Origin of the sequence: Propionibacterium acidifaciens (assembly GCF_003798325.1) — a bacterium.
Classification (GTDB): domain Bacteria; phylum Actinomycetota; class Actinomycetes; order Propionibacteriales; family Propionibacteriaceae; genus Propionibacterium; species Propionibacterium acidifaciens.
Genome location: NZ_CP033719.1, coordinates 740,057 through 762,529, shown reverse-complemented (window position 1 = coordinate 762,529; position 22,473 = coordinate 740,057). Strand labels below are relative to the sequence as shown.

The following is a 22,473-nucleotide window of genomic DNA, read 5'->3' as shown; positions in this document are numbered from 1 at the left end:
GAATTCGTGAACCGCAAGGTCCACCCGAGCAGGGTCCACGCGACCCGGGACGTGCCATCCTGGACCGAACCGGGGCACAATCCCGGACGACCCCCACTCGGCGATCGACCACCGCACACCCGACGAAATCGACACCGAACCCGGACGTCGCAAAGGCAACCTGAACCAGACGCTCACCGCCGCCCGAGAACCCGCTTCACCCCAGTTCAGGAGTGCAGGGTGGCGGTGACGATGCTGGCGTCCTCGTCCGTCCCGCCGGTCCAGTCGGTCCGCACGGTGCGGCTGGCCGTCCAGCTCGCCTGCCCGGCCTGCAGTCCCGTGAGGCCGGCGGCCGAGCCGCGGCACAGGAGCAGCTGGGCCAGCGACCAGCCCTGACGCGAGTCGGGGACCGTGAAGGTGATCGTTGTCCCGTCGATTACCGAGCCGACAGCTTCGCCCCAGACGGTGCCGACGAAACCGGTGAGCGCCTCCGCGTCGGCAGCCGCCTCCGCCCGGTCGACGAGGGTGACGGCCGCCGGGTCGTAGCCGTACAGGGCGCTCGCCCAGGTGCGGCTGACGTCCTCGTGCTCGGCGTAGCCGTCGGGCACCCCGGAGCGCTGCACGGCCTGGGCCACGTCGTTGATGCTCCCGGTGTCCCAGCCGTCGATCTTCACCAGGGCGTCGTAGAAGGCGCCCGAGGAGTACCAGGGGTCCATGATCTGCTCCTCGGTGCCCCAGCCCTGGCTGGTGCGCTGCTGGAACAGGCCGAGCGAGTCGCGGTCCCCGTACTCGATGTTGTACAGCTTCGACTCCTGGAGCGCCGTGGCGAGGGCGATCGTCGCCGCCCGGGCCCGCAGGCCGCGACGGATCGCCTCGCCGACGATGATCGCCGCGTTCGCCGCCTGGTCGAGGTCGAGCAGATGGGTGAGCCCGTCGACGCTCACCAGCGCGCCCTGCTCCGGCAGGCTCTCCACGGCCCCGCCGGAGCAGGCGGCGAGCGGCAGGGCGAGCGCCCCGGCGCCGAGACCGGCGAGCAGTCCCCGTCGGGTCAGGGCCGCCATGTCAGTTCTCGTGAAGGGCCGTGTTGAGCTCGATGCGCCGCCCGGCGCGGGCGATGACGCGCACGGCGCCGGTGACGGAGTCGCGGAGGAACAGCATGTTGGAGCCGCCGGACAGCTCGCGAGCTGGCACCACGGAGCCGTCGGGCATCGTCACCTTGGTGCCGGCGGTGACGTAGAGGCCGGCTTCGATGACGCAGTTGTCGCCCAGCGCGATGCCGCAGCCGGACTCCGCGCCCAGCAGGCAGCCCCTGCCGATGCGCACCCGCTGCGTCCCGCCGCCCGACAGGGTGCCCATGGTGGAGGCGCCGCCGCCGATGTCGGAGCCCGCCTCGACGATGACCCCCTGCGAGATGCGGCCCTCGATCATCGAGTCGCCGAGGGTGCCGGCGTTGAAGTTCACGAAGCCCTCGTGCATGACCGTCGTGCCCTCGGCCAGGTGGGCGCCCAGGCGGATGCGGTCGGCGTCGCCGATGCGCACCCCCGAGGGGATGACGTAGTCCACCATGCGGGGGAACTTGTCGACGCTCGTGATGACGAGCGAGCCGCGGTCGGCCGCCAGGGCGCGGCGGAGTTGGTCGAAGTCGCCCGGCGAGCAGGGCCCGGCGCTCGTCCACACGACGGTGGGCAGGATCCCGAAGATGCCGTCGAGGTTGATGCTGTTGGGGATGACCAGGCGCGCGCTCAGCAGGTGCAGGCGCAGATAGGCGTCGCCCACCTCCTCGGGCGGGGCGTCGAGGTCGATGACGACGCGGCGCACCTCGGTGCTCACGCGGCGCAGCTCGTCGCGGCCGGCGGCGAGCCGGGCGGGCGCGGGCCCGTCGTCGGGCTCGCCGAGGGCGGGGGAGGGGAACCAGGTGTCGAGCGTCCGGCCCGAGTCGTGCACGGTGGCCAGGCCCCAGCCCCAGGCGGTGCGGGTTGCGTCAGTCATGGCGCCCAGCCTACTGACGGGCGCCGCCGTTTCCCCGTGACGCGCGAGTCCGACCGGTCCGTCCGGGCGTCCGCGGTGGTTCTCCGTGACGCGGGGGACGAGCGCCCGCGCAGGTCCGGTCCCCGGACGGTCCCATCCCACGGCGACAGCCCCGGGCGGCTCGCCGGTCGCCCGCGCCGGGCCGGCGCGGCTAGGCTTCGGTCCATGGCAATGCGCAACGAGGAGGCCGAGGGCCTGGAGCCGGGCGATCTGCACGGCCTGTTCGCCCGGATCGTCGACATCGAGTCGGTCAGCCGGGGCGAGGCCCGCCTCGCCGATCTGGTCGAGCGGGCGCTGTCCGGCTGCCCGCACCTGGAGGTGCTGCGCCACGGCAACAGCATCGTGGCCCGCACCCGGCTCGGCCGCGACCAGCGCGTCATCATCGCGGGCCACCTCGACACCGTGCCGGTCGCCGACAACCTGCCCAGCCGCGTCGAGGTGCGCGACGGGCGCGAGGTCCTCGTCGGGCGCGGCGCCGCCGACATGAAGGGAGGCGTGGCCGTGGCCCTCCACCTGGCGCAGGCGCTCGACGAGCCCGTCCACGACGTCACCTGGGTCTTCTACGAGTGCGAGGAGATCGAGGCCTCGGCGAACGGCCTGGGACGCATCGCCGAAGACCACCCCGACTGGCTCGCCGGGGACTTCGCCGTCCTCATGGAGCCCACCAGCGACCGCATCGAGGGCGGCTGCCAGGGCACGACCCGCTTCAAGCTGACCACCCACGGTACCGCCGCCCACTCGGCGCGCAGCTGGCTCGGCCGCAACGCCATCCACGAGCTCACCGGCCTGCTCGAGGCCATCCGCGACTACCCGGTGCGCGAGGCCGTCGGGGTCGAGGGCCTCGTCTTCCGAGAGGGGCTCAACGCCACCATCGTGAGCGGCGGCACCGCCGGCAATGTCATTCCCGACACCGCCGAGCTGTACGTCAACTTCCGTTTCGCGCCCGACGTGTCCGCCGAGGGCGCCCTTGCCGCGATGCGCCGCACCTTCGAGCGCCCGGGCGTCGACTTCGAGGTGCTCGACCTGTCGCCGGCCGCGCGCCCCGGCCTGGACCGTCCGGCCGCCCGTCAGTTCTGCGCCGCCGTCGGCGGCGAGCCCGGCCCCAAGTACGGCTGGACCGACGTGGCCCGCTTCTCGGCCCTCGGTGTGCCGGCCGTCAACTACGGCCCCGGTGACGCCGGCAAGGCCCATGCCGTCGACGAGTGCTGCCCGCTGGACGACCTCGACGCCGCCCGCGACGCCCTCCTCGCCTGGCTCCGGCCCGGAGGCGGCCATGAGTGAGGCGGGCCGTCCCCCGGACCGGCAGGCGACGGCGGGCCCGGTCATCCGCCGGGGCGACCAGATCGACGGCCGCACCACAGACCAGCGCCTGCTCGAGGGCGGCCACAGCTGGATGCACGACGACCCGTGGCGCGTGCTGCGGATCCAGGCCGAGTTCGTCGAGGGCTTCGGCGCCCTCGACGAACTGGGCCCGGCCATCTCGATGTTCGGCTCCGCCCGCGCCGGGCGCGGCACCCCCGAGTACGCGCAGGCCGAGTACATGGCGCGGGAGCTGGTGAGCCGGGGGCTCGCCGTCATCACCGGCGGGGGCCCCGGCATCATGGAGGCCGCCAACCGGGGCGCCCACGAGGCCGGCGGCTGCTCGGTCGGCCTGGGCATCGAGCTGCCCTTCGAGCAGACGATGAACCGGTACGTGAACCTCGGCGTCAACTTCCGCTACTTCTTCGCCCGCAAGGTGATGTTCCTCAAGTACGCCCAAGGCTTCATCGCCATGCCCGGCGGTTTCGGCACCCTCGATGAGCTCTTCGAGGCCCTGACCCTCATCCAGACGCGCAAGGTGATGGACTTCCCGGTCGTCCTGTTCGGCTCCGGCTACTGGCGGGGGCTGGTCGACTGGCTGCGCACGAGCGTCACCGGCAGCGGCTGCATCAACCCCGAGGACGTCGACATCTTCCACGTCACCGACGACCCGGACGAGGCCGTGCGGATCGTCACGCGGGCCGGGGCCGGGCCGGACTGAACCCGCCGCCCCGCACCGGCCTCTCGGTGCCATAATGGCCGCCGTGTCGAAGCTCGAGCCGGTGCGGGGGAGCCCGCGGTCCCGTCGCCGCGGCGCCCGGCTCAGGGGCCTCCTGCGGCTCCTCGTCCCGCGCCGCCCCAAGGCGCTGCGCGACTCCCTGACCCGGTGGCTGCTGTTCGGCGTCGCCATCGGCCTCGTCGCCGGCGCGGGCGCCGTCGTCTTCTACTGGTGCCTCGGCCGCGCCACCGGGTGGCTGCTCGTCGGTCTCGGCGGCTACCAGCCCCCGACGACCGTCGGGGAGGGTGGCGGCCTGACGGGCGGCGGCTTCACCCGCCCCTGGGCCGTGCCGCTCGTCACCTGCGGCGGCGCGCTCGTCGCCGGCCTGCTCGTCGCGGCGTTCGCCCCCGAGGCGAAGGGCCACGGCACCGACGCGGCGATCCACGCCGTCCACCACGAGCCCACCGCGCTGCGCGGACGGGTGGCGCTGGTCAAGATCGTCGCCTCCTCCCTCGTCATCGGCTCGGGAGGCTCCGGCGGGCGGGAAGGGCCCGCCGCCCAGATCAGCGCGACGGTCGTGTCGATGCTCTGCGGCCGGTTCCGGGTGCCGCGCCGGGACGCGCGGATCGCCGTCTCGGCCGGCATGGCGGCAGGCATCGGCGCGATCTTCCGCGCCCCGCTCGGCGGCGCGCTGCTCGGCGCCGAGCTGCTCTACCGCAACGACCTCGAGGCCGACGCGATCATGCCGAGCCTCGTCTCCTCGATCACCGCCTACGCCGTCTTCGGGGCGGTCAACGGCTTCCAGCCGATCTTCGGGACGATGAGCGCCCTCACCTTCACGCACCCGGTGACCCTCGTCTGGTTCGCGCTCCTCGGCGTCGCCGCCGGGCTCGCCGGACGCGTCTACGCGGGCCTGTTCCAGCGCGGCGGCGCGGCCCTGCGGCGCCTGCCGGTGCCGGCCGCCCTCCTGCCAGCCCTCGGTGGCCTGGCCGTCGGCCTGCTCGGCCTGGCCGTGCCGGCGGCCCTCGGCACCGGCTACGGCTGGGTGCAGCTCGAGATGCGCGCCGACCGGCTCCTGGCCGCGCCGCTGTGGCTCGTCCTGGTGATTCCGCTGGTCAAGGTCCTCGCCACGACCCTGTCGATCGGCTCGGGCGGTTCCGGCGGGGTCTTCGGGCCCGGCATGGTCGTCGGGGGCTGCACCGGCGGGGCGCTCTGGCGCGTCCTGGCGGCCCTGCCCTGGACCGGCGCCAGCCCCGCCCCGTACGTCATCGTCGGGATGATCGCCTGCTTCGGCGCGATCGCCCACGCCCCGCTCGGCGTCATGCTCATGGTCGCCGAGATGACCGGCAATCTGTCGCTGCTGGCCCCAGCCATGATCGCGGTGGCCATCGCCACGCTCGTCGTCGGCGAACGCACCATCTACGTCAACCAGCTCGAGGACCGGCTCGAGTCCCGCGCCCTGTACGCCGAGCAGGCCCGCTCGGGCGCCCGGTCCGAGTGAGCAGTCCGGCGGCGGGCCCGCCCCGGGCGGGCGACCTAGGATGGTGGGCATGGTCTGGGCCCTCGGAATCCTCGTCGTCGGCGTCATTGCGCTCGGTCTGTGGGCCGCGCGCGGGCACCTCGGGCAGCTCGGGCCCCAACTCCCCGAGCGTCCCGGGCCCGATCTGCCTGACGGCCCGGTGAGCGCCGAGGACCTCCGCGCGGTGCGCTTCGCCGTCGTCACCCGCGGCTATGACATGGAGCAGGTCGACGCCGTCCTGGCCCGTCTCGGCGAGCAGCTGGCGGCGGCCGGGCCCGACGCCGCGGCCAGCGCCGACCGGCCCGCCCCGGGTGCTCCCGCGCCGGCGGGTTCGGTTCCGGACGGAGCCATAGGGGATAATGGTGGCATCCGCACGGCCGATGGCGTGCAGCACGACTCAGAAACGAGGAACCAATGGCAGCAATGAAGCCACGTACTGGCGATGGCCCCATGGAGGTAACGAAAGAGGGCCGCGGCATCGTGATGCGCGTTCCGGTCGACGGCGGCGGCCGTCTGGTCGTCGAGCTCAACGCCGAAGAGGCCGCCGAACTTCTCGGATGTCTCAAGGGCGTTGTCGGCTGACCATCATCGGTCCGCACGACGGGACGGGTCGGGTCCGGCACCGCCGCGGTGCCGGACCCGACCCGTCCCGTCGTGCGGACCGCACGTGCCGCGCGTGCGGCCCCGTCCGGTCAGCGGGCGGCGCGGTAGTCGACGGCCGCCCGGTAGACCTCGACGGTCTGGGCCGCGATGGCCTCCCAGCTGAAGTGGTCGATGCAGCGCTGACGGCCGGCCTTGCCGAAGACCCGGACCTTGTCGGGGTTGCCGACGAGGTCGTTCATCGCGACCGCGAAACGGTGCTCGAAGTCGGCCACGTACTCGGCGTCCTCGGCGCGCTCGGGGTCGTAGGCGACGAGCGTCCCGGTCGTGCCGTCGTCGATGACCTCGGGGATGCCGCCGACGGCCGAGGCCACGACGGCCGCCTCGCAGGCCATCGCCTCGAGGTTGACGATGCCCAGCGGCTCGTAGACCGAGGGGCAGGCGAAGAGCGTGGCGTGCGAGTAGACCTGACGGACCCCCTCGCGGGGGGCCATCTCCTGCACCCAGATGACGTCGTCGCCGTGCACCCCCTTGAGGGCCTCGAGGCTCTCGCCGAACTCGGCGGCGATCTCGGGGGTGTCGGGCGAGCTGGCCAGCAGGACGACCTGGGTGCCGGGCTGGAGCTCGCGGGCCGCGCGCACGAGATGGACGAGGCCCTTCTGACGGGTGATGCGCCCGACGAAGACGACCGACGGGCGGCTCGTGTCCATGCCGATGCGGTCGCAGAAGTCGTGGTCCTCGGTGGGGTAGAATTCTGTGACGTCCACGCCGTTGCGCACGACGTGGATCTTGTCGGGGTCGAGGTCGGGGTAGCAGCGCAGGATGTCCCCGGCCATCGCGGTGCTCACGCCGATGATCGCCGAGGCGCCCTCGTAGGCGGTGCGCTCGGCCCAGCTGGACAGCTCGTAGCCGCCGCCGAGCTGCTCGCGCTTCCAGGGCCGCAGGGGCTCCAGCGAGTGGGCCGTGACGACGTGGGGGATCGAGCGGAACAGGCCGCCGAGATGGCCGGCCATGTTCGCGTACCAGGTGTGGGAGTGGACCAGATCGGTGTCGTCGGGCAGTGCCGAGACCATGGACAGATCGGCTCCGAGCACGCGCAGGGCCGCATTCGCCCCGGGCGGGAAGTCCTCGGCATGGGCGACCACACCGTCGCGGGGCTCACCCATGCACTGCACATCGACGTCGATGAGATCACGAAGACGCGGCACCAGCTGGGCCACGTGCACGCCCGCGCCGCCGTAGACGGACGGGGGGTACTCGCGAGTGAGAATGGATGCATGCATACCCCGATCGTCTCACACGCCGCCTAGGGGGGGATCGCCCGCCCCATGCGACCGGGGCCGCTCCGGTGGATGCTGAACGGCCCCTGATCGTCCGGACCGTCTTGCCGCCCGCCCGCCCCGGGCCGTAGGTTGAGTCCATGGCTACACCCAGCGTTCTCTCCCTCGTGCTGGCGGGAGGCGAAGGAAAACGGCTCATGCCCCTCACCGCTGATCGGGCGAAGCCCGCCGTGCCCTTCGCCGGCACCTGCCGTCTCATCGACTTCGTCCTGTCGAATCTCGCGAACTCCAACCTGCTGAAGATCGCCGTTCTGACGCAGTACAAGTCGCACTCGCTCGACCGGCACATCTCGGTCAAGTGGCGCATGTCGACGATGCTCGGCAACTACGTCACCCCCGTCCCGGCCCAGCAGCGCCGCGGCCCCCATTGGTACCAGGGCAGCGCCGACGCCATCTACCAGTCGATGAACCTCATCAAGGACGCCGACCCCGACTACATCGTCGTCTTCGGCGCCGACAACATCTACCGCATGGACGTCATGCAGATGCTCGAGGCGCACATCGACTCGGGCATGGACGCCACCGTCGCCGGCATCCGCGTGCCGCGCTCGGAGGCCTCGGCCTTCGGCGTCATCGACTCGGACCCCGAAGGCCGCATCAAAGGCTTCCTCGAGAAGCCCAAGGACCCCCCCGGCCTGCCCGACTCGCCCGACGAGGTGCTGGCCTCGATGGGCAACTACATCTTCAGTCGCAGGGCCTTCGTCGAGATGCTCGAGGCCGACGGCGAGAACTCCGAGTCCAAGCACGACATGGGCGGCGACATCGTCCCCGCCTTCGTCGAGGCCGGCCAGTGCGGGGTCTACGACTTCAAGGACAACGTCGTGCCCGGCGCCACCGAGCACGACAAGGACTACTGGCGCGACGTCGGCACCATCGACGCCTTCCACGCCGCGCACATGGATCTCGTCTCGGTCGTGCCGCAGTTCAACCTGTACAACGAGCAGTGGCCCATCTGGGCCGACGCGATCCAGGCGCCAGCGGCGAAGTTCACCCTGCACGGCACCGCCGAGTCCTCGCTCGTCTCGGCCGGCTGCGTCATCTCCGGCGGCGACGTCGACCACTCGGTGCTCAGCCCGAAGGTCCGCGTCGAGAAGGGCGCCTCGCTCGACCGCTGCGTCCTCATGGACGGGTCCCACGTCGGCGAGCAATGCATCCTGCGCAACGCCATCCTCGACAAGGGCGTCGTCCTGCCCCCCGGCACGCACGTGGGCCTGGACCGCGAGGACGACGAGGCCCGCGGCCTGACGGTCTCCTCCGGCGGTATCACGGTCGTGCCGAAGGGCTTCACGGTGACCAGGGAGGCGGCCTTCCGCGCCGACGACTGAGCGGGCCGGGCGTCGACGCCACGACGCACGTGCCGCGCGTGGCGGCCCCGCGCCCGCACGTCCGGGCCCCTCGCAGGCGGCCTCAGCGCGCCGTGACCGCGACGAACAGGCCCTCGCCCACCGGCAGCAGCGCGCTCGTGAGGCCCTCGTTCTCGATGGCCGCCGTGAGCGTCTCGCGGATGATGAGGGCCTCGTCCTCCTCGTCGGAGGGGTCGGCCACCTTGTTCCGCCAGAGCACCTCGTTGAGGATCACCAGTCCGCCGGGGCGCAGCAGGCGCAGCGCCTGGTCGAGGTACTCGGCGTACTCGAGCTTGTCGCCGTTGATGAAGACGATGTCGTAGGCTCCGTCGCGCAGATTGTTCAGCACGTCCAGCGGGCTGCCGGGGATGAGGCGGAAGCGGCGCGTGGGGATCCGCTCGGCGATGAAGGCCTGGCGGGCCTGCACCTGCCACTGGGCCTGCGCGTCGATCGAGGTGAGGACCCCGCGCTCGTTCATGCCGGCGAAGAAGGCCAGCCCGGACGCCCCGGTGCTCGTCCCGATCTCGACGACGGCCTGCGCGTCGAGCGCCCGGGCCAGCATCGTGAGGGTCGCGCATGCGCCATTGCTGAGCGCCGGCGCGCCGCTCAGGACGGCCTGCTCGCGAGCGGTGCGGACCGCCTCGACGGCGGGGATGAGATCATCGGCGTAGGACAGGGAACGGGAATCCAGCCCGTCCCGGGCGGAGTTCTTGCTGCTGCGAGAGGACGACACGTGCACAGCCTAGCCGCCCGGGTCTCTACCATGGGTTGAGGCATATCGCACTGACGGAAGGCGACGACGATGAGCGAACCGATTTTCGGGCGACTGTTGACCGCGATGGTCACACCCTTCGACGACGAGGGGAAGCTCGACCTCGACAAGGCCAAGGAGCTCGCCGCCCATCTGGTCGACGACCTGCGCAACGACGGCCTCGTCATCTCCGGCACGACGGGCGAGGCGCCCACGACGACCCCCCGGGAGAAGTTCGACCTGCTGTCGGCGGTGAAGGCCGAGGTGGGCGACCGGGCGAGGCTCGTCGCCGGCGTCGGGACGAATGACACGGCGGCCAGCGTCGAGCTGGCCCGCCAGGCCGAGCAGGCCGGCGCCGACGGCCTGCTGGCCGTCACGCCCTACTACTCGCTCCCCCCGCAGGACATGATCGTCGACCACTTCGTCGCCATCGCCGACGCGACGAGCCTGCCGGTCATCCTCTACGACATCCCGCACCGCACCGGGCGCCCGATCGAGACCGGTTCGCTCCTGGAGCTGGCCTCCCATCCGAGGATCCGCGCCGTCAAGGACGCGAAGAAGGACCTCGACGCGTCCTCGCGCGTCATGGCCGAGACCGATCTGCAGTACTACTCGGGCGATGACGCCATCACCCTGCCTCTCATGGCGATCGGAGGCGTCGGCGTGGTCGGCACGAGCACCCATTTCACGGGCCGGCGCGCCCACGAGATGATCGACGCCTTCTGCTGCGGCGACGTGGCCGAGGCCCTTCGCCTCCACCGCATGCTGCTGCCGGTCTTCACCGGCGTCTTCGCGACCCAGGGCTGCATGATGGTCAAGGCGGGCCTGGCGCACCAGGGCGTGCCCGTCGGCGCCTGCCGCCCGCCGCTGCGCAGCGCCCCCGCCGACCTGGCAGGGGCCTTCGGCGAGCTGCTCGACAGCACCGATCTGTAGACCCCGACCGGTCGCGGGCCCTGCGTCCGCCGGCGGGAAGGATCCGCCCGGCCCGAACCGACGGGCCGGGCGGATTTCGTCGCGGCGGCTAGCCTTGTGACGTGGTCCCCATGAGTTTTCTCGGCATCAACGCCAGCGAATTCCTCATCCTCGTGGTGCTCGCCGTGATCTTCTTCGGGCCCGAACGCATCCCCGAGTTCAGCCGCAAGGCGGCGCGGGTGGTCTTCTACGTCCGCAACATCGCCAACGGCGCCACCCAGCAGCTCAAGGACGAGCTGGGGCCCGAGTACCAGGACCTCACCCTCGAGGACCTCAACCCCAAGACCTTCGTGCAGAAGCACCTGCTCGACGAGATCCAGGCCGACCTCGACGACGTCCGGAGCGATCTCGACGACGTCCGGCGCGAGGTGGGCTCAGCGGCGAGCGCGGCCACGAGCGCGACGGGCGCCGTGGACCGGGCCGTCCGCGCGCCGGACTCCCCGGCGCCCGGCGCTGCGGGATCCGTCGGCGCGGCGTCGGAGGCGAGGCCCCCGACCGCGGATGCGACGGCGGCCGCCGCCCTCGACGCCGCGGTGGGCGCCATGCGGGCCCGCTACGGCCTCTGCTTCGACCTCGACGCGACCTGAGATCTCGACGCGGCCCGATGCCGTCCGGCCGTCCGGCCCCGGGGCCGGACGGCGCACCGCCGGTCAGTTCACCGTGAGGTTCAGCGAGGTGCCCTTGAGGCCCTTGCGGTGCGCGGTGACGATGGCGGCCAGGGTCTGGATCGCCTTGGTCGTCGGGCTGTTCTCGTCGGACAGGACGATCGGCTCGCCGGTCTCGCCGCCGGCGCTGATCCGCGGGTCGATCGGGATCTGGACCAGCAGGTTGATCTGGCGGTTGCAGCGCTCGGACAGGGCGTCGGCGGTGGCCTGACCGCCCCCGGAGCCGAAGAGCTCCACCGTGTGGCGCTCGTGGCAGTGCGGGCACTCCACCTCGAGGTGGCTCATGTTCTCGACGACGCCGAGCACGTGCTGGTGCAGCATCTCCGCCATCGTGCCGGCGCGCTCGGAGATCTCCGAGACGTTCGACTGCGGCGTCGTCACGACGAGCACGTCGGAGTTCGGGATCTTCTGGCCGATGGCCAGGGCGACGTCGCCGGTGCCCGGGGGCAGGTCGATGAGCAGATAGTCCAGGTCGCCCCAGAAGACGTCGGACAGCAGCTGCGTGACGGCCCGGTCGAGGATCGGGCCGCGCCAAGCGATGACCTGGTCGCGGGACTGCTTGAGCATGCCCATCGAGATCACGCTGATGCCCGAGACCGGCACGGGCAGGATCATCTCGTCCACGACGGTCGGCCGGGCCTCGTCGATGCCGAGCAGGCCGGGGATCGAGTGGCCGTAGATGTCGGCGTCCAGCAGCCCCACGGTCAGGCCCCGCTGGGCGAGCGCAAGGGCCAGGTTCACGGTGACGGAACTCTTGCCGACGCCGCCCTTGCCCGAGGCCACCGCGACGACGCGGGTGAGGTTGCCGGGCTGGGAGAACGGGATGACGTTCTCGGTGCGGCCGGCCTGCAGGGACTCGCGCATCGCGGCGCGCTGCTCGTCGTTCATGACCCCCATCTCGACCTCGACGCCGGTGACCCCGCGGACGGCGGACAGGACCTTCGTCACGTCCTGCCTGATGGTCGCGTGCAGCGGGCACCCCGCCACGGTCAGCAGCACCTTCACGGTGACGACGCCGTCGTCGCCGACGGAGACGTCGTCGATCATGCCCAGATCGTCGATCGAGCGGCGGATCTCGGGGTCCTGCACGGTGTGGAGGGCCGTCCGGATCTGGGACAGCATGGGGTTCTGCGCTTCGCTCATAGGCACGTGTCTACGTCACTTCCGGGGATCGATTCAAATCATCCGGACGATCATGATCCGTCGGGCCGCGCCGCACGGCCGACCGGTGCATCGCCGGGCGCGCACCGGGGCGGCCGGGGACGGCCGGGCCGTCGCCTTTCACGGGGCGTCCTCGCTCACTGGGCGTCCTCGGGGGACGGGGATGACTCGTCGTCGGGGCTGTTGCCGTGCTCGAGCTCGAAGAGGAGCTCGTGCAGCTGGTCGCGCAGCTCGGAGCGGACGAAGTCGCGGGTGGCCATGTCACCGATGCCGGCGCGCAGGGAGGCGATCTCGCGCGCCAAGTAGTCCATGTCGGCGCGCGACTGGGCGTTGACCCGCCGGTCGCCGTCGAGGGAGGCCTTGTCGCGGGCCTCCTGACGGTTCTGCGCCAGGAGGATCAGGGGGGCCGAGTACGAGGCCTGGGTGCTGAAGGCCAGGTTGAGCAGGATGAAGGGGTACGGGTCCCAGTGGTGCCAGCTGCCCAGCAGGTTCAGCACGATCCAGGAGACGACGAAGACCGTCATCCACAGCAGGAAGCGCGGGCTGCCCATGAAGCGGGCGATCCACTCGGCGAACTGACCGAAGCTCTCCTCGTTGAACCGCAGGCGGCGTCTGCGGTGGAAGCCGGTGCGATCGCCGGGGGTGTTGAGACGGTCCTCGGGGCGCTGGGCGTCGGCCATCAGTCCACCTCCTGCTCGTCGGATCCGCCGTCGGGCCGCCGGTCGGGGCCGTCGTCGGCGCGCTCGCCGGGCTCGATCCCGTCCATCTGGTCGCCGCGCCAGTCGTCCGGCAGCATGTGGTCGAGCACGTCGTCCACGGTCACCGCGCCGACGAGCTGGTGCTCGGCGTTGACGACCGGCGCGATGACGAGGTTGTAGGTGGCGAAGTAGCGCGAGACCCGGTTCAGGTCGGCGTCGGGCGTCAGCGGCCGCATCGCCGTGTCGATGACCGTTGAGGCCATGAGGCTCGGCGGCTCGCGGAGCAGGCGCTGGATGTGGGCGGCGCCCAGGTAGCGCCCCGAGGGGGTGTCCGTCGGGGGGCGGGTGATGAACACCATCGAGGCCGCTGCGGGGGTCACCTCGGGGTTGCGCAGCGCGGCCAGCGCTTGGGCGATCGTCGCGTCGGGGGCGACGATGACCGGTTCGGGGGTCATCATGCCGCCAGCGGTGAGCTCCTCGTACTGCATGAGGTTCCGCACATCGGCGGCCTCCTCCGGCTCCATGCGGGCCAGGAGGTCCTCGGCGAACTCCTCGGGCAGGTCGTTGATGAGGTCGGCGGCGTCGTCCGGGTCCATCTCCTCCAGGACGTCGGCCGCCCGCTCGGCCTCCAAGGTGTTCAGCAGGGCGACCTGCTCGTCCTCGGGCAGTTCCTGGAAGGCATCGGCCAGCTGCTCGTCGGCGAGGGCACGGGCGACGTCGGTGCGCTGGGCGGGCGCCATGTCATGCAGCTCTCGGGCCACGTCGGCCGGGCGCATGTCGGCGAGCTGGGCGACCTTGCGGTCGGTGGCCTCGTCGGCCGCGGCCAGCGAGGGGGCGATCTCCGACCACGGCACCTGGAGGAGCGCGCCCCTGCGGGACGCGAAGCCGAAGCGCTTCGCGGTCGTCTCGCGCAGCGCCGCCCTGGTGATCTCCCACTGTCGGTTGCGGCTCCCGCGCATCGCCACGTCGAAGATCGTGGCCCTCTTCCCGTCGGTGGTGACGACCGCGCGGTCGAAGAGGTCCTCGAAGACGAGGGTCTCGCCCTCGCGCTGCTGGAAGCGCCGGGCGTCGATGACGCCCGCCAGCGACAGGCGCTCGGCGTCGATCGACTGGACGCGGGCCATCGGGACGAAGATGCGGCGCGCGGCGAGCAGCTCGACGACCAGGCCCTTCACCCGGGGCAGGCGTCCGGGCGCCCGGAACTGCGTGACGAAGTCGCGGACCTTGCCCACCTGATCGCCCGAGGCGTCCAGCACCGGGAGGCCCTGCAGGCGCGAGAGGAAGATCGAGGAGGAAACAGGACTCACGCATGAAGGGTACCCGCCGGGTCCCCGGGGGCGCCCCGGTGAGGCGGTTGCCGTCGCGGTCGTCGTGGCGTACCGCCGGGCCCCGGGGGACGCCCGGACGGCGTCCGCGGGCCGGCCGGGCGTTAGCGTTGTGCCATGAGCTACCGACCCCGCCGTTCCGTGCTGTACATGCCCGCCGCCAACGCCAGGGCCCTGGCCAAGGCGAGGACGATCGACTGCGACGCGATCATCCTCGACCTCGAGGACGCCGTCGCGCCTACCGCCAAGCCGGCGGCCCGCGAGACCGCCTGCGAGGCCGTGCGCAGCGGGCGGTACGGGTACCGCGAGCTCGTCGTGCGGGTCAACGCGGTCGGCACCGCCTGGCACGAGGACGACCTCGCCGCCGTCTGCGCGGCCGGCCCCGACGCCATCGCCGTGCCGAAGGTCGACTCGGCCGAGCAGGTGCGCTCCCTGGTCGCCGCCATGGAGCGTCTCGGCGCGCCCGCCTCGACGAGGCTGTGGGCGATGGTCGAGACCCCGCGGGCGGTCCTCGACGCGGACAGGATCCTCGGTGCCTCCGAGCGCCTCGAGGTGGCCGTGCTCGGCACGAACGACCTCGTCAACGAGCTGCGCGCGGCCTGGACGCCCGGCCGGGCCCCGCTGGCCCATGCGCTCCAGGCGGTCGTCTGCGCGGCCCGCGCCAACGGCAGGGTCGTGCTCGACGGGGTCTACAACGACGTGCACGACCGCGAGGGCCTCGTCGCCGAGTGCGAGCAGGGCTTCGAGTGGGGCTTCGACGGCAAGACGCTCATCCACCCGAGCCAGGTGGACGTCGCCAACGAGATCTGGGCACCCGACGAGACGGCGGTCGCCGAGGCCCGCGAGCTGATCGCCGCCTTCGACGAGGCCCTCGCGGCGGGCTCCGGCGTCGCCACCTTCCACGGTCGCATGATCGAGAACCTGCACGTCGAGGCCGCGCACCGCACCGTCGACATGTTCGAGGCCGTCAGGGGCCGCTGAGCCGGCTGTCCGCGCCCAGTCCGCGCCCGGTTCACGGTCGGCGCAGGGCGGCACGGTGGCCCCGCACGCCGTGTCGACTAAACTTGAGTCCGTCAGGCTTAGGTTTCGCCCCGGCGGGCGGACCGGTTCCAGAGACACGAGGAGGGCCCATGTCCATGATGGGTGGCACTGCTTCCGTCCCCGGCCGTGGCAATTCGCGCCTGCGGCTCCGCTCGCCTGCGTCCATCGCCGTCTACGACACCTACGAGGACGCCCAGCACGCCGTTGACTACTTGGCCGACAGGAACTTCCCGGTGCAGTTCCTGTCGATCGTCGGCACCGAGCTGAAGAGCATCGAGCGCATCACGGGCGGCCTCAGCTGGGGCCGGGTGCTCGCGAGCGCCGCGATGAACGGCCTGGTCTGGGGCGCCATGGCGGCGCTCCTGTTTTACTTCTTCGTGCCCAATGTGAGCATCGCCCTCGTCTTCCTCGGCGCCATCGTCGTGTTCGTCCTGGCCAACGTGCTCACCTCGGGCATCAGCTACGCCATGACCGCCGGGCGGCGCGACTTCACCTCGAGCTCCCAGATCGTCGCGACCCGCTACGAGGTCATCGGCGAGAACGAGGTGGCCGGCCAGGCCCGCCGGCTCCTGACGGGCGGGCGCCCCGCCCGGACGGTGCGCGGCTCACCCGTCGTGTCCCGGCCCGGCGCCGGCTGGCAGGACGCCGCGCAGGGCTCCGAGCCGAGCCCCGACTGGGCGCCTCCCCGGACGCCCCCGGCCGCTCCTGCGGATCGTCCGGCGCCGATGGGCGGGTCCTCCGCCCCGGACCAGGCGGCCCCGGGCGGGGCCGGCCCGGACCAGGCCCGGGGCGGGCAGTCGGAGACCGGCCCCGGCTTCTTCGACCCCGCCGATCGCGGCGGGGGCCCCGCCTGACCGGCGGGCCGGGTCACCGGCGGGCCGTCGAGCCCATCCAGGCCTCGACGGCGGCCGACTCGCGCGGCAGCCGGTCGCTGAGCACCGAGCAGCCGTCGGCGGTGATGACGATGTCGTCCTCAATGCGCACGCCGATGCCGCGCAGCGGCTCGGGCACGAGCAGATCGGACGACTTGAGGTAGATGCCCGGCTCCACGGTGATGACCATCCCCTCGGCGAGGGCGCCCCGGCGGTACTGCTCGTCGCGGGCGTGCGCGCAGTCGTGGACGTCCAGGCCCAGGTGGTGGCTCGTGCCGTGCACCATCCAGCGGCGCCACTGCCCGCCGCCGGTCGACAGGGCCTCGTCCACCGAGACGGGCAGGATGCCCCAGTCCCGGAAGGCCCGGACGAGCACCTCGACGGCGGCGCGGTGCACGTCGAGGAAGCCGGCGCCGGGCCGTGCCGCGGCCATGCCGGCCCGCTGGGCGGCGAGGACCGTGTCGTGGACCAGGCGCTGGGCGTCCGTGAAGGCTCCGGTGACCGGCATCGTGCGGGTGATGTCGGCCGTGTAGAGCGAGTCCAGCTCGATGCCGGCGTCCATGAGGACGAGATCGCCGGGGCGCACCGGACCGTCGTTGCGCACCCAGTGCAGGGTGTTGGCGTGCTCGCCCGCCGCGACGATCGAGTCGTAGCCGACGGCGTTGCCCTCGGTGCGGGCGTGCATGCCGAAGACTCCCTCGAGCAGCCGCTCGCCGCGGCGGTGGGCGACCGCGCGGTCGAGGTGGGCGACGACGTCGGTGAAGGCGTCGGCGCTGACCCGGCAGGCCTCGCGCAGCTGGCCGAGCTCCCAGTCGTCCTTGACCATGCGCAGCTCGTCGGCCGCGGTGACCAGCTCGTCGTCGGCCCGCGGATCGGCGCCGCGGGACCCGTCGACGAGCGCGGTGACCGCGGGGTCCGCCTCCCGGATGACGCGGACCGGGGCGTCGGCGCGCTCGAGGAGCGCCGGCAGCCGGTCGATGCTCTCCGTGCGCATGCCGCACAGCGACGACATCTCCGCCGGGGACTCCCGGGCGCCGACCCACATCTCGCCGTAGCGGGGGTCGGAGTAGAACTCCGGGTCGGTGCGCGGCACGCGCGGGTGGAAGAACAGCACGCCCTCGCCGTCGGGCTCGATGACGAGCACCGCGTCGGGCTCGCGGTCGGAGCCCAGCCCGCTGAGGTGCGCGAAGGCCGAGTGCGGCCGATAGGGGAAGTCGCAGTCGTTGTTGCGTCGCTGGAGGCCGCCTGCCGGGACGACGAGGCGCTCGCCGGGAAACCGCGCCGACAGGGCCGCGCGGTGGGCCGTGGCGCTGGGTACCGACGCCAGCCGGGCCGGGGGCTCGGCGGGGTAGGGTGCCCAGTCCGCCGCGATGAACTCCTTGAACGCCTCCGAGTACGGCGACCCGCCCCGGGGGGTGTCCGTCCCTTCCCTGTTCATGCTCGCCTCCATGGTTCTGAGCGTCGGTTCGGCCAGTGCCGATGGTAGGCCGGTCGCGCCGACGACGGGCCGGGCGCCCGGGGCGCCGTGGTCAGGGGCCGTACGGGGTGAAGCCGGCCGGCCACTCGACGGGCCCGTCGCCCAGGACGGCGAGCGCCGCGACCGCGTCGGGGAAGGGGCGCCAGTGCGCCAGCCGCACGTCGGCCCGCCGCAGGGTGTCGTTGACGGGCAGCCCGGGGTCGGACAGGAAACCGGTGCCGCGCGCCTTCAGGAGGGCCTCCTTGGCCGTCCACAGGCGCAGGGCGTCGGCGTCCGTGCCGCGGGCCGCCCACCAGTCGCGCTCGGCGTCGGTGAACACCGAGGTGAGGGCGCGGACGTCCACGGCGCTGTCCCGCCCCTGGGTGTCGACCCCCACCACGGCCCGGGCGAGCACGGCGACCACGGCGTTGTCGTGGCTGATCGAGGCCCGCCATCCCGCCAGCCCGGTCGTCGGCCCGCCCCGCCCGTCGGCGCGCTCGTGCAGGATGACGGGCCCCGTCGTCCCGAGGAGGCCCCGTTCGGCGGCCGCGCGCCCGGCATCGGCGATGAGCTTCCGGGCGGTCACCATGCGCGCCCGGTCGATCTCGCGGCGCAGGCGGTGCAGACGGGCCAGCGTCGGCGGGTCGAGCAGCGCGGTGAGTTCGGGGCGGTCCCAGTCGGTCAGCGGACGGGACCAGACGATGACGGCCGCGGGGGTGTCGAGGACGACGAGCCCGGGGGCCGGTCCGTCACCGTCCATCGCTCTCCGATCCGTCGCCGAAGGTGCCCAGCGGGGCCAGTCTAGGGGGCGTCCGGGACCGTCGTGACGCGCGCACCCGCCGCGCGCCCGGCTAGGCTTGGCCCATGCTCGCCGATCCCGTTGCACAGCGTCGACTGCTCGATGTGGCCGCCCTCGACATGAAGGCCGTGCACCTGCGGCACAGGGCGGCGAACCTCCCCGAGGACGAGGAGCTCCGCGGGCTCCAGGCCGAGCGCGTCGCGCTGACCGAGCGCATCACCGAGGCCGACACCCGCCGAGGCGACGTCCAGATGGAGCTCGACCGCATCGACCGCGACCTCGAGACGGTCAAGGCCCGCCAGAAGCGCGACCAGGGGCGCGCCGACTCGGGCGAGGTCGTCGACCAGCGGGCACTGCAGTCCCTGCTCGCCGAGATCGAGCACCTGACCGGACGCATCAACGACCTCGAGGAGACCGAGCTCGAGGCCATGCAGGCCGTCGAGGACGCCACGGCGGCGCGCGACGAGTTCGTCGCCCGGCGCACCGGCATCGAGGAGCGGATGCGTGAGCTGCTGGCCAGTCGCAAGAGCGCCAGGGCCGAGATCGCCGAGCAGGCCGAGCGGCTGGCCGCCGAGCGGAGGGCGGTCCGCGAGCGGCTGCCCGCCGAGCTGCTGGCGCTGTACGACCGGATCGCCGGCCGCAGCGGCTCCAGCGGCGCCGCCGAGTTGCGCGCCCGGCGCTGCGGAGGCTGCGGGCTCGAGATCGACCCGACCGAGCTGCATGCCATCGCCGCCGCCGCGCCGGACGCCATCGTGCGCTGCGAGGAGTGCGGGCGCATCCTCGTCCGCACCGACGAGTCCGGGCTGTGACCCGGCGGGTGCACGGACCCGGCGCGCGCCCGCGCTAATCTGTCCACGGACGAGTCGGCCGGACGGTCGCGGCGCCCAGGCGCTGAGGAAAGTCCGGGCTCCACAGGGCAGGGTGATGGACAACATCCACCCGGGGCGACCCGCGGGACAGTGCCACAGAGAACAGACCGCCCGAGCGATCGGGCAAGGGTGAAACGGCGGTGCAAGAGACCACCGCATCGCAGGCGACTGCGATGGCACGGCAAACCCCACCCGGAGCAAGACCAAGAAGGATGCCCCCGGCATCCGCGCAGGCGTCCGAGGGCTGCCCGCCCGAGCCTGCGGGTAGGTCGCGCGCCCGTCGCGGAAGCGGCGGGGGAAGGACGCCGGCAACGGCGTTCGCAGATGGATGACCGTCGGCTGCATGCAGTCACAGAACCCGGCTTACAGGCCGGCTCGTCCGCTCCTCCGGATGAAGCATGACCGAGCATGCGGAGCCGCACCCGCCGTCCGGAGTCGCCTGTGGCGGAGGCGGTGCGCGCCACGATCGGTGATGACCCTTAGGTTGTTTCCCTGATTCCTCCCCAGTTGTTTTATGCTGAGACTCGGCAGAGATGCCGCAGCAGCCACGGCCATCGCCGTCGGAGATGCACAAGTCCCCTGTAGCTCAGCTCTTGTGGTTCGAAGGAGAGCTGTCACCAATGAACGGACGTCGCCTCGCCGCTGCATCTGCGACGATGCTCGCGCTCACCGGGTGCAGTGCCGGCTCCCTCATCCCCGGGGCCTCACCGTCACCGACACCCGAAGTCACCTACGACAGCGTCACAGAGCTCCGCGATGCCGCCGTGGAGGACGGATACGACTGCCCCGACTGGCGGCAGACCAACGTCGTGAAGAACGCGGCACAGTCAGGGAACTGCTCCAGTGCGGACGTCTTCTCCATCTACCTGTCAGAAGAAGACGCGCAGCAGACCATCGACGGTGTGAAGTCGCTCGGTACCGAGGTTCACGTGCTGACTGGCGGGAACTGGATCATCAACGCTCCCACTGCTGAGTTGTCCTCCCTCAAGGAGGCGCTGGGTGGGACGATCGTCCAGTACTCGGGGACCGTGAGGCTTATTCACAGCGCCTGTGGATGACACTGTGACCAGGGGCGACGATCGCGATCTGGCCCTCCATGAATAAGCCTTCATGAACCGCCCCCGAGGGGGAGGTGCGGACCCTGCTCGCACAGGCCAGCTCGTCCGCCCCGCGGCGCGTGCTCGGCGGCCGTTCGTCACCGGGTGGCACCATGGTGTGGTGGCAGATCAGGGTTCCGGGAGCGGGTACGAGCCGAGTCTCGGTTGTCTCACGTCCATGGCCGTCAGGATCCTCCTGCTGGTCGGCCTCGTCCTCGGGGGCCTGTCCTTCCTGCTGCTCTTCGTGCTGGCCCTGCTCTTCATGCTGGCCGCCAGCTACCAGACGGACGGGACCGGCACGTTCAACGACATGATCCTGTGGATCCTCGAGCGCGTCTTCCTCGACGGCCTCGATCCGCGGATGTCGCCCGGGGCCATGTTCGGCAAGGCCCTGTGGACCGGCATGTGCTCCCTCGGGCTCCTCCCCCTGGGCCTGGCGCTCCTGGCGCGCCAGGTCACCCGCCAGCTCTGGGAGGAGCCGCGGCACCATGTCCTCCGGCTCGTCGGCCTGGGCCTGTCCCTGCTGATCCTGGTCAACCCGGTCGGCCTCGTGCATGCGGGCCTGCCGTTCGGCCTCAGCCTCCAGGCCCTCACCTGGGGCCCGGCGTTCGTCCTCATCGGGAGCTGCCTCGACCGACAGCTGTTCGGCGCCGAGAAGCCGGTGTGGATGCGGTCGTGGTTCCGGGCCGGGAAGGGCTCTCCCGTCCCGGCCGGGCCCGTGCCCGCGGGCACGGGCCCGGTTCCTCAGCCCATGCCGATGGGGGCTCCCGGCCCCGTGCCGGCGCCCGTGGGACGCCCCCTCCCGCCGGCGCCCATGGCGCCGCCGCCCGGGCCCGCGCCGATCGGCCCGCCCGGGCAGTACCCCGCCCGAACGGGCCAGCAGGCCATGCCGCCGGCCCCTCACGGCGGCCGGCCCCTGCCGTACCCGCCGCCCACCTGGCCTCCGATGACCGGGCCGAATCCGCGCTGACGAGGCACGACGGCGCAGGAGGGCGGGACCCGGCGGGCTGATCGTCCGGGCCGGTCGGCTCAGTGGATGCCCGACAGGTCGATGCCGGCGGGATCGCCGCCCAGGATCGGTTCGCCGCTGCTGGGCAGGGTGAGGATCTCGGCGCCGGTCTCGGTGATCACCAGCGTCTGCTCGAACTGGGCGCAGCGCGAGCCGTCCTCGGTCACGACGGTCCAGCCGTCGTCCCACTGCTTGGTGCGGGCACTGCCGATGGTGAGCATCGGCTCGATCGTCAGGGTCATGCCCGGCGCCATCGTCCGGTCGTAGCGCGGCTCGTCGTAGTGGAAGATGATGAGCCCCGAGTGGAAGGCGGTGTGCACGCCGTGGCCGGTGTACTCGCGCACCACGTCGTAGGCGAAGCGCCGGGCGTACCTCTCGATGACGCGGCCGATGACCGAGACCGAGCGACCGGGCTTGCATGCCTTGATGGCGCGGTACATCGACGCGCGGGTCACCTCGGACAGCTTCCGCGACTGCTCGTCGACCTCGCCGACGTAGAAGGTGGCGCAGTTGTCGCCGTGCACTCCCTCGGCGTAGGCGGTGACGTCGAGCTTGATGATGTCGCCGTCCTCGAGCGGGCGCTTGTCAGGGATGCCGTGGCAGATGACCTCGTTGACGCTCGTGCAGATGCTCTTGGGGAAGCCCCGGTAGTCCAGGCTTGCCGGCCAGGCGTGGTGGTCGCACATGAACTCGTGGGCGACCGCGTCGAGCTCGTCGGTGGTGACCCCGGGGGCGATCCGGGCCGCGGCCACGAGGATGGCGTCCGCGGCGATGCGGCCGGCGACGCGCATCCTCTCGACGACCTCATCGCTCTGGATGTCGGAGCCCTCGTAGTCCTCCGGCTCCATCCTCCCGACGTAGGGGGGGCGGACGATGCCCGCGGGAACGGGACGCGTCGGGCTCTGAGGATACGGCTTCATGGCAGTCACGGG

At 72.2% G+C, this 22,473-nt stretch carries 23 protein-coding genes and 1 other RNA gene; 14 read left to right on the top strand and 10 right to left on the bottom strand.

The window, feature by feature from the left end:
* Positions 1-206 precede the first annotated feature (206 nt).
* Positions 207-1,040, bottom strand: coding sequence for a hypothetical protein (locus tag EGX94_RS03295; protein WP_021798475.1), 834 nt, complete (start codon positions 1,038-1,040; stop codon positions 207-209).
* 1 nt (position 1,041) lies between these two features.
* Positions 1,042-1,968 carry a 2,3,4,5-tetrahydropyridine-2,6-dicarboxylate N-succinyltransferase gene (gene dapD, locus EGX94_RS03290; protein WP_021798508.1) on the bottom strand — a complete coding sequence of 309 codons (927 nt, stop codon included), beginning with the start codon at positions 1,966-1,968 and terminating at the stop codon, positions 1,042-1,044.
* Between the two features lie 210 nt (positions 1,969-2,178).
* On the opposite strand from dapD, the gene dapE reads away from it, so the two are divergent.
* Genes dapE through EGX94_RS03265 form a run of 5 tightly spaced genes read left to right on the top strand, consistent with a single transcriptional unit; the run spans position 2,179 to position 6,125 of the window.
* Complete coding sequence (dapE, locus tag EGX94_RS03285; RefSeq protein ID WP_043122894.1) at positions 2,179-3,288, top strand: succinyl-diaminopimelate desuccinylase; 1,110 nt, start codon at positions 2,179-2,181, stop codon at positions 3,286-3,288.
* Positions 3,281-4,027 (top strand): LOG family protein, encoded by a 747-nt coding sequence (locus tag EGX94_RS03280; RefSeq protein ID WP_021798501.1) that lies wholly within the window; start codon positions 3,281-3,283, stop codon positions 4,025-4,027. The genes dapE and EGX94_RS03280 overlap by 8 nt, the downstream gene beginning before the upstream one ends.
* 34 nt (positions 4,028-4,061) lie before the next feature.
* The gene (locus EGX94_RS03275; RefSeq protein ID WP_123825891.1) at positions 4,062-5,525 is read left to right on the top strand and encodes a chloride channel protein; all 1,464 of its coding nucleotides are present in this window, start codon (positions 4,062-4,064) and stop codon (positions 5,523-5,525) included.
* Positions 5,526-5,574: 49 nt separating this feature from the next.
* Positions 5,575-5,970 (top strand): DivIVA domain-containing protein, encoded by a 396-nt coding sequence (locus tag EGX94_RS03270; protein ID WP_021798671.1) that lies wholly within the window; start codon positions 5,575-5,577, stop codon positions 5,968-5,970.
* Positions 5,958-6,125, top strand: coding sequence for a DUF3117 domain-containing protein (locus tag EGX94_RS03265; protein WP_081660596.1), 168 nt, complete (start codon positions 5,958-5,960; stop codon positions 6,123-6,125). The genes EGX94_RS03270 and EGX94_RS03265 overlap by 13 nt, the downstream gene beginning before the upstream one ends.
* A gap of 110 nt (positions 6,126-6,235) precedes the next feature.
* Here EGX94_RS03265 and glgA read toward each other — a convergent pair whose 3' ends face one another.
* Entirely contained in the window at positions 6,236-7,426 is a 1,191-nt protein-coding gene (gene glgA, locus EGX94_RS03260; RefSeq protein ID WP_021798672.1) for a glycogen synthase, read from the bottom strand.
* Between the two features lie 137 nt (positions 7,427-7,563).
* Here glgA and glgC point away from each other — a divergent pair, with 137 nt between their 5' ends.
* Positions 7,564-8,808, top strand: a complete 1,245-nt coding sequence (gene glgC / locus EGX94_RS03255; RefSeq protein ID WP_021798674.1) for a glucose-1-phosphate adenylyltransferase — start codon at positions 7,564-7,566, stop codon at positions 8,806-8,808.
* Between the two features lie 82 nt (positions 8,809-8,890).
* Here glgC and EGX94_RS03250 read toward each other — a convergent pair whose 3' ends face one another.
* Positions 8,891-9,559, bottom strand: coding sequence for an O-methyltransferase (locus EGX94_RS03250; RefSeq protein ID WP_021798670.1), 669 nt, complete (start codon positions 9,557-9,559; stop codon positions 8,891-8,893).
* Positions 9,560-9,628: 69 nt separating this feature from the next.
* Here EGX94_RS03250 and dapA point away from each other — a divergent pair, with 69 nt between their 5' ends.
* A complete protein-coding gene (gene dapA / locus EGX94_RS03245) occupies positions 9,629-10,510 on the top strand; it encodes a 4-hydroxy-tetrahydrodipicolinate synthase (protein ID WP_021798673.1) in 882 nt (293 codons plus the stop codon).
* A gap of 110 nt (positions 10,511-10,620) precedes the next feature.
* A complete protein-coding gene (locus EGX94_RS03240) occupies positions 10,621-11,136 on the top strand; it encodes a sec-independent translocase (RefSeq protein ID WP_226906067.1) in 516 nt (171 codons plus the stop codon).
* 63 nt (positions 11,137-11,199) lie between these two features.
* Here EGX94_RS03240 and EGX94_RS03235 read toward each other — a convergent pair whose 3' ends face one another.
* The 3 genes from EGX94_RS03235 to EGX94_RS03225 all read right to left on the bottom strand — a co-directional run bounded on the left by EGX94_RS03235 (position 11,200) and on the right by EGX94_RS03225 (position 14,380).
* A complete protein-coding gene (locus EGX94_RS03235) occupies positions 11,200-12,357 on the bottom strand; it encodes an Mrp/NBP35 family ATP-binding protein (protein WP_028706428.1) in 1,158 nt (385 codons plus the stop codon).
* 155 nt (positions 12,358-12,512) lie between these two features.
* On the bottom strand, positions 12,513-13,055 hold the full coding sequence (locus EGX94_RS03230; protein ID WP_021796779.1) for a DUF1003 domain-containing protein: 543 nt from the start codon (positions 13,053-13,055) through the stop codon (positions 12,513-12,515).
* Positions 13,055-14,380, bottom strand: coding sequence for a magnesium transporter MgtE N-terminal domain-containing protein (locus EGX94_RS03225; RefSeq protein WP_021796776.1), 1,326 nt, complete (start codon positions 14,378-14,380; stop codon positions 13,055-13,057). Before EGX94_RS03225 ends, EGX94_RS03230 begins: the two co-directional genes overlap by 1 nt.
* A gap of 135 nt (positions 14,381-14,515) precedes the next feature.
* Here EGX94_RS03225 and EGX94_RS03220 point away from each other — a divergent pair, with 135 nt between their 5' ends.
* Complete coding sequence (locus tag EGX94_RS03220) at positions 14,516-15,379, top strand: HpcH/HpaI aldolase/citrate lyase family protein (RefSeq protein ID WP_021796778.1); 864 nt, start codon at positions 14,516-14,518, stop codon at positions 15,377-15,379.
* Positions 15,380-15,528: 149 nt separating this feature from the next.
* Entirely contained in the window at positions 15,529-16,293 is a 765-nt protein-coding gene (locus tag EGX94_RS03215; protein ID WP_051245413.1) for a general stress protein, read from the top strand.
* A gap of 13 nt (positions 16,294-16,306) precedes the next feature.
* On the opposite strand, the gene EGX94_RS03210 is transcribed toward EGX94_RS03215, so the two are convergent.
* Both EGX94_RS03210 and EGX94_RS03205 read right to left on the bottom strand, forming a co-directional pair.
* Positions 16,307-17,749: an aminopeptidase P family protein gene (locus EGX94_RS03210; protein WP_021797245.1), complete on the bottom strand. Its 1,443-nt coding sequence runs from the start codon at positions 17,747-17,749 to the stop codon at positions 16,307-16,309.
* 91 nt (positions 17,750-17,840) lie between these two features.
* Positions 17,841-18,527, bottom strand: a complete 687-nt coding sequence (locus EGX94_RS03205) for a 4'-phosphopantetheinyl transferase family protein (protein ID WP_021797247.1) — start codon at positions 18,525-18,527, stop codon at positions 17,841-17,843.
* A gap of 104 nt (positions 18,528-18,631) precedes the next feature.
* On the opposite strand from EGX94_RS03205, the gene EGX94_RS03200 reads away from it, so the two are divergent.
* The 4 genes from EGX94_RS03200 to EGX94_RS13305 all read left to right on the top strand — a co-directional run bounded on the left by EGX94_RS03200 (position 18,632) and on the right by EGX94_RS13305 (position 21,502).
* Positions 18,632-19,375: a zinc ribbon domain-containing protein gene (locus EGX94_RS03200; protein WP_021797244.1), complete on the top strand. Its 744-nt coding sequence runs from the start codon at positions 18,632-18,634 to the stop codon at positions 19,373-19,375.
* A 50-nt stretch (positions 19,376-19,425) separates the two neighbouring features.
* Positions 19,426-19,817, top strand: an RNA gene (gene rnpB, locus EGX94_RS03195) — RNase P RNA component class A.
* A gap of 238 nt (positions 19,818-20,055) precedes the next feature.
* Positions 20,056-20,493, top strand: coding sequence for a hypothetical protein (locus EGX94_RS03190; RefSeq protein WP_021797246.1), 438 nt, complete (start codon positions 20,056-20,058; stop codon positions 20,491-20,493).
* Between the two features lie 217 nt (positions 20,494-20,710).
* Entirely contained in the window at positions 20,711-21,502 is a 792-nt protein-coding gene (locus tag EGX94_RS13305; RefSeq protein WP_192962686.1) for a hypothetical protein, read from the top strand.
* Positions 21,503-21,561: 59 nt separating this feature from the next.
* Here EGX94_RS13305 and map read toward each other — a convergent pair whose 3' ends face one another.
* The gene (map, locus tag EGX94_RS03180) at positions 21,562-22,470 is read right to left on the bottom strand and encodes a type I methionyl aminopeptidase (protein ID WP_021798902.1); all 909 of its coding nucleotides are present in this window, start codon (positions 22,468-22,470) and stop codon (positions 21,562-21,564) included.
* Positions 22,471-22,473 lie beyond the last annotated feature (3 nt).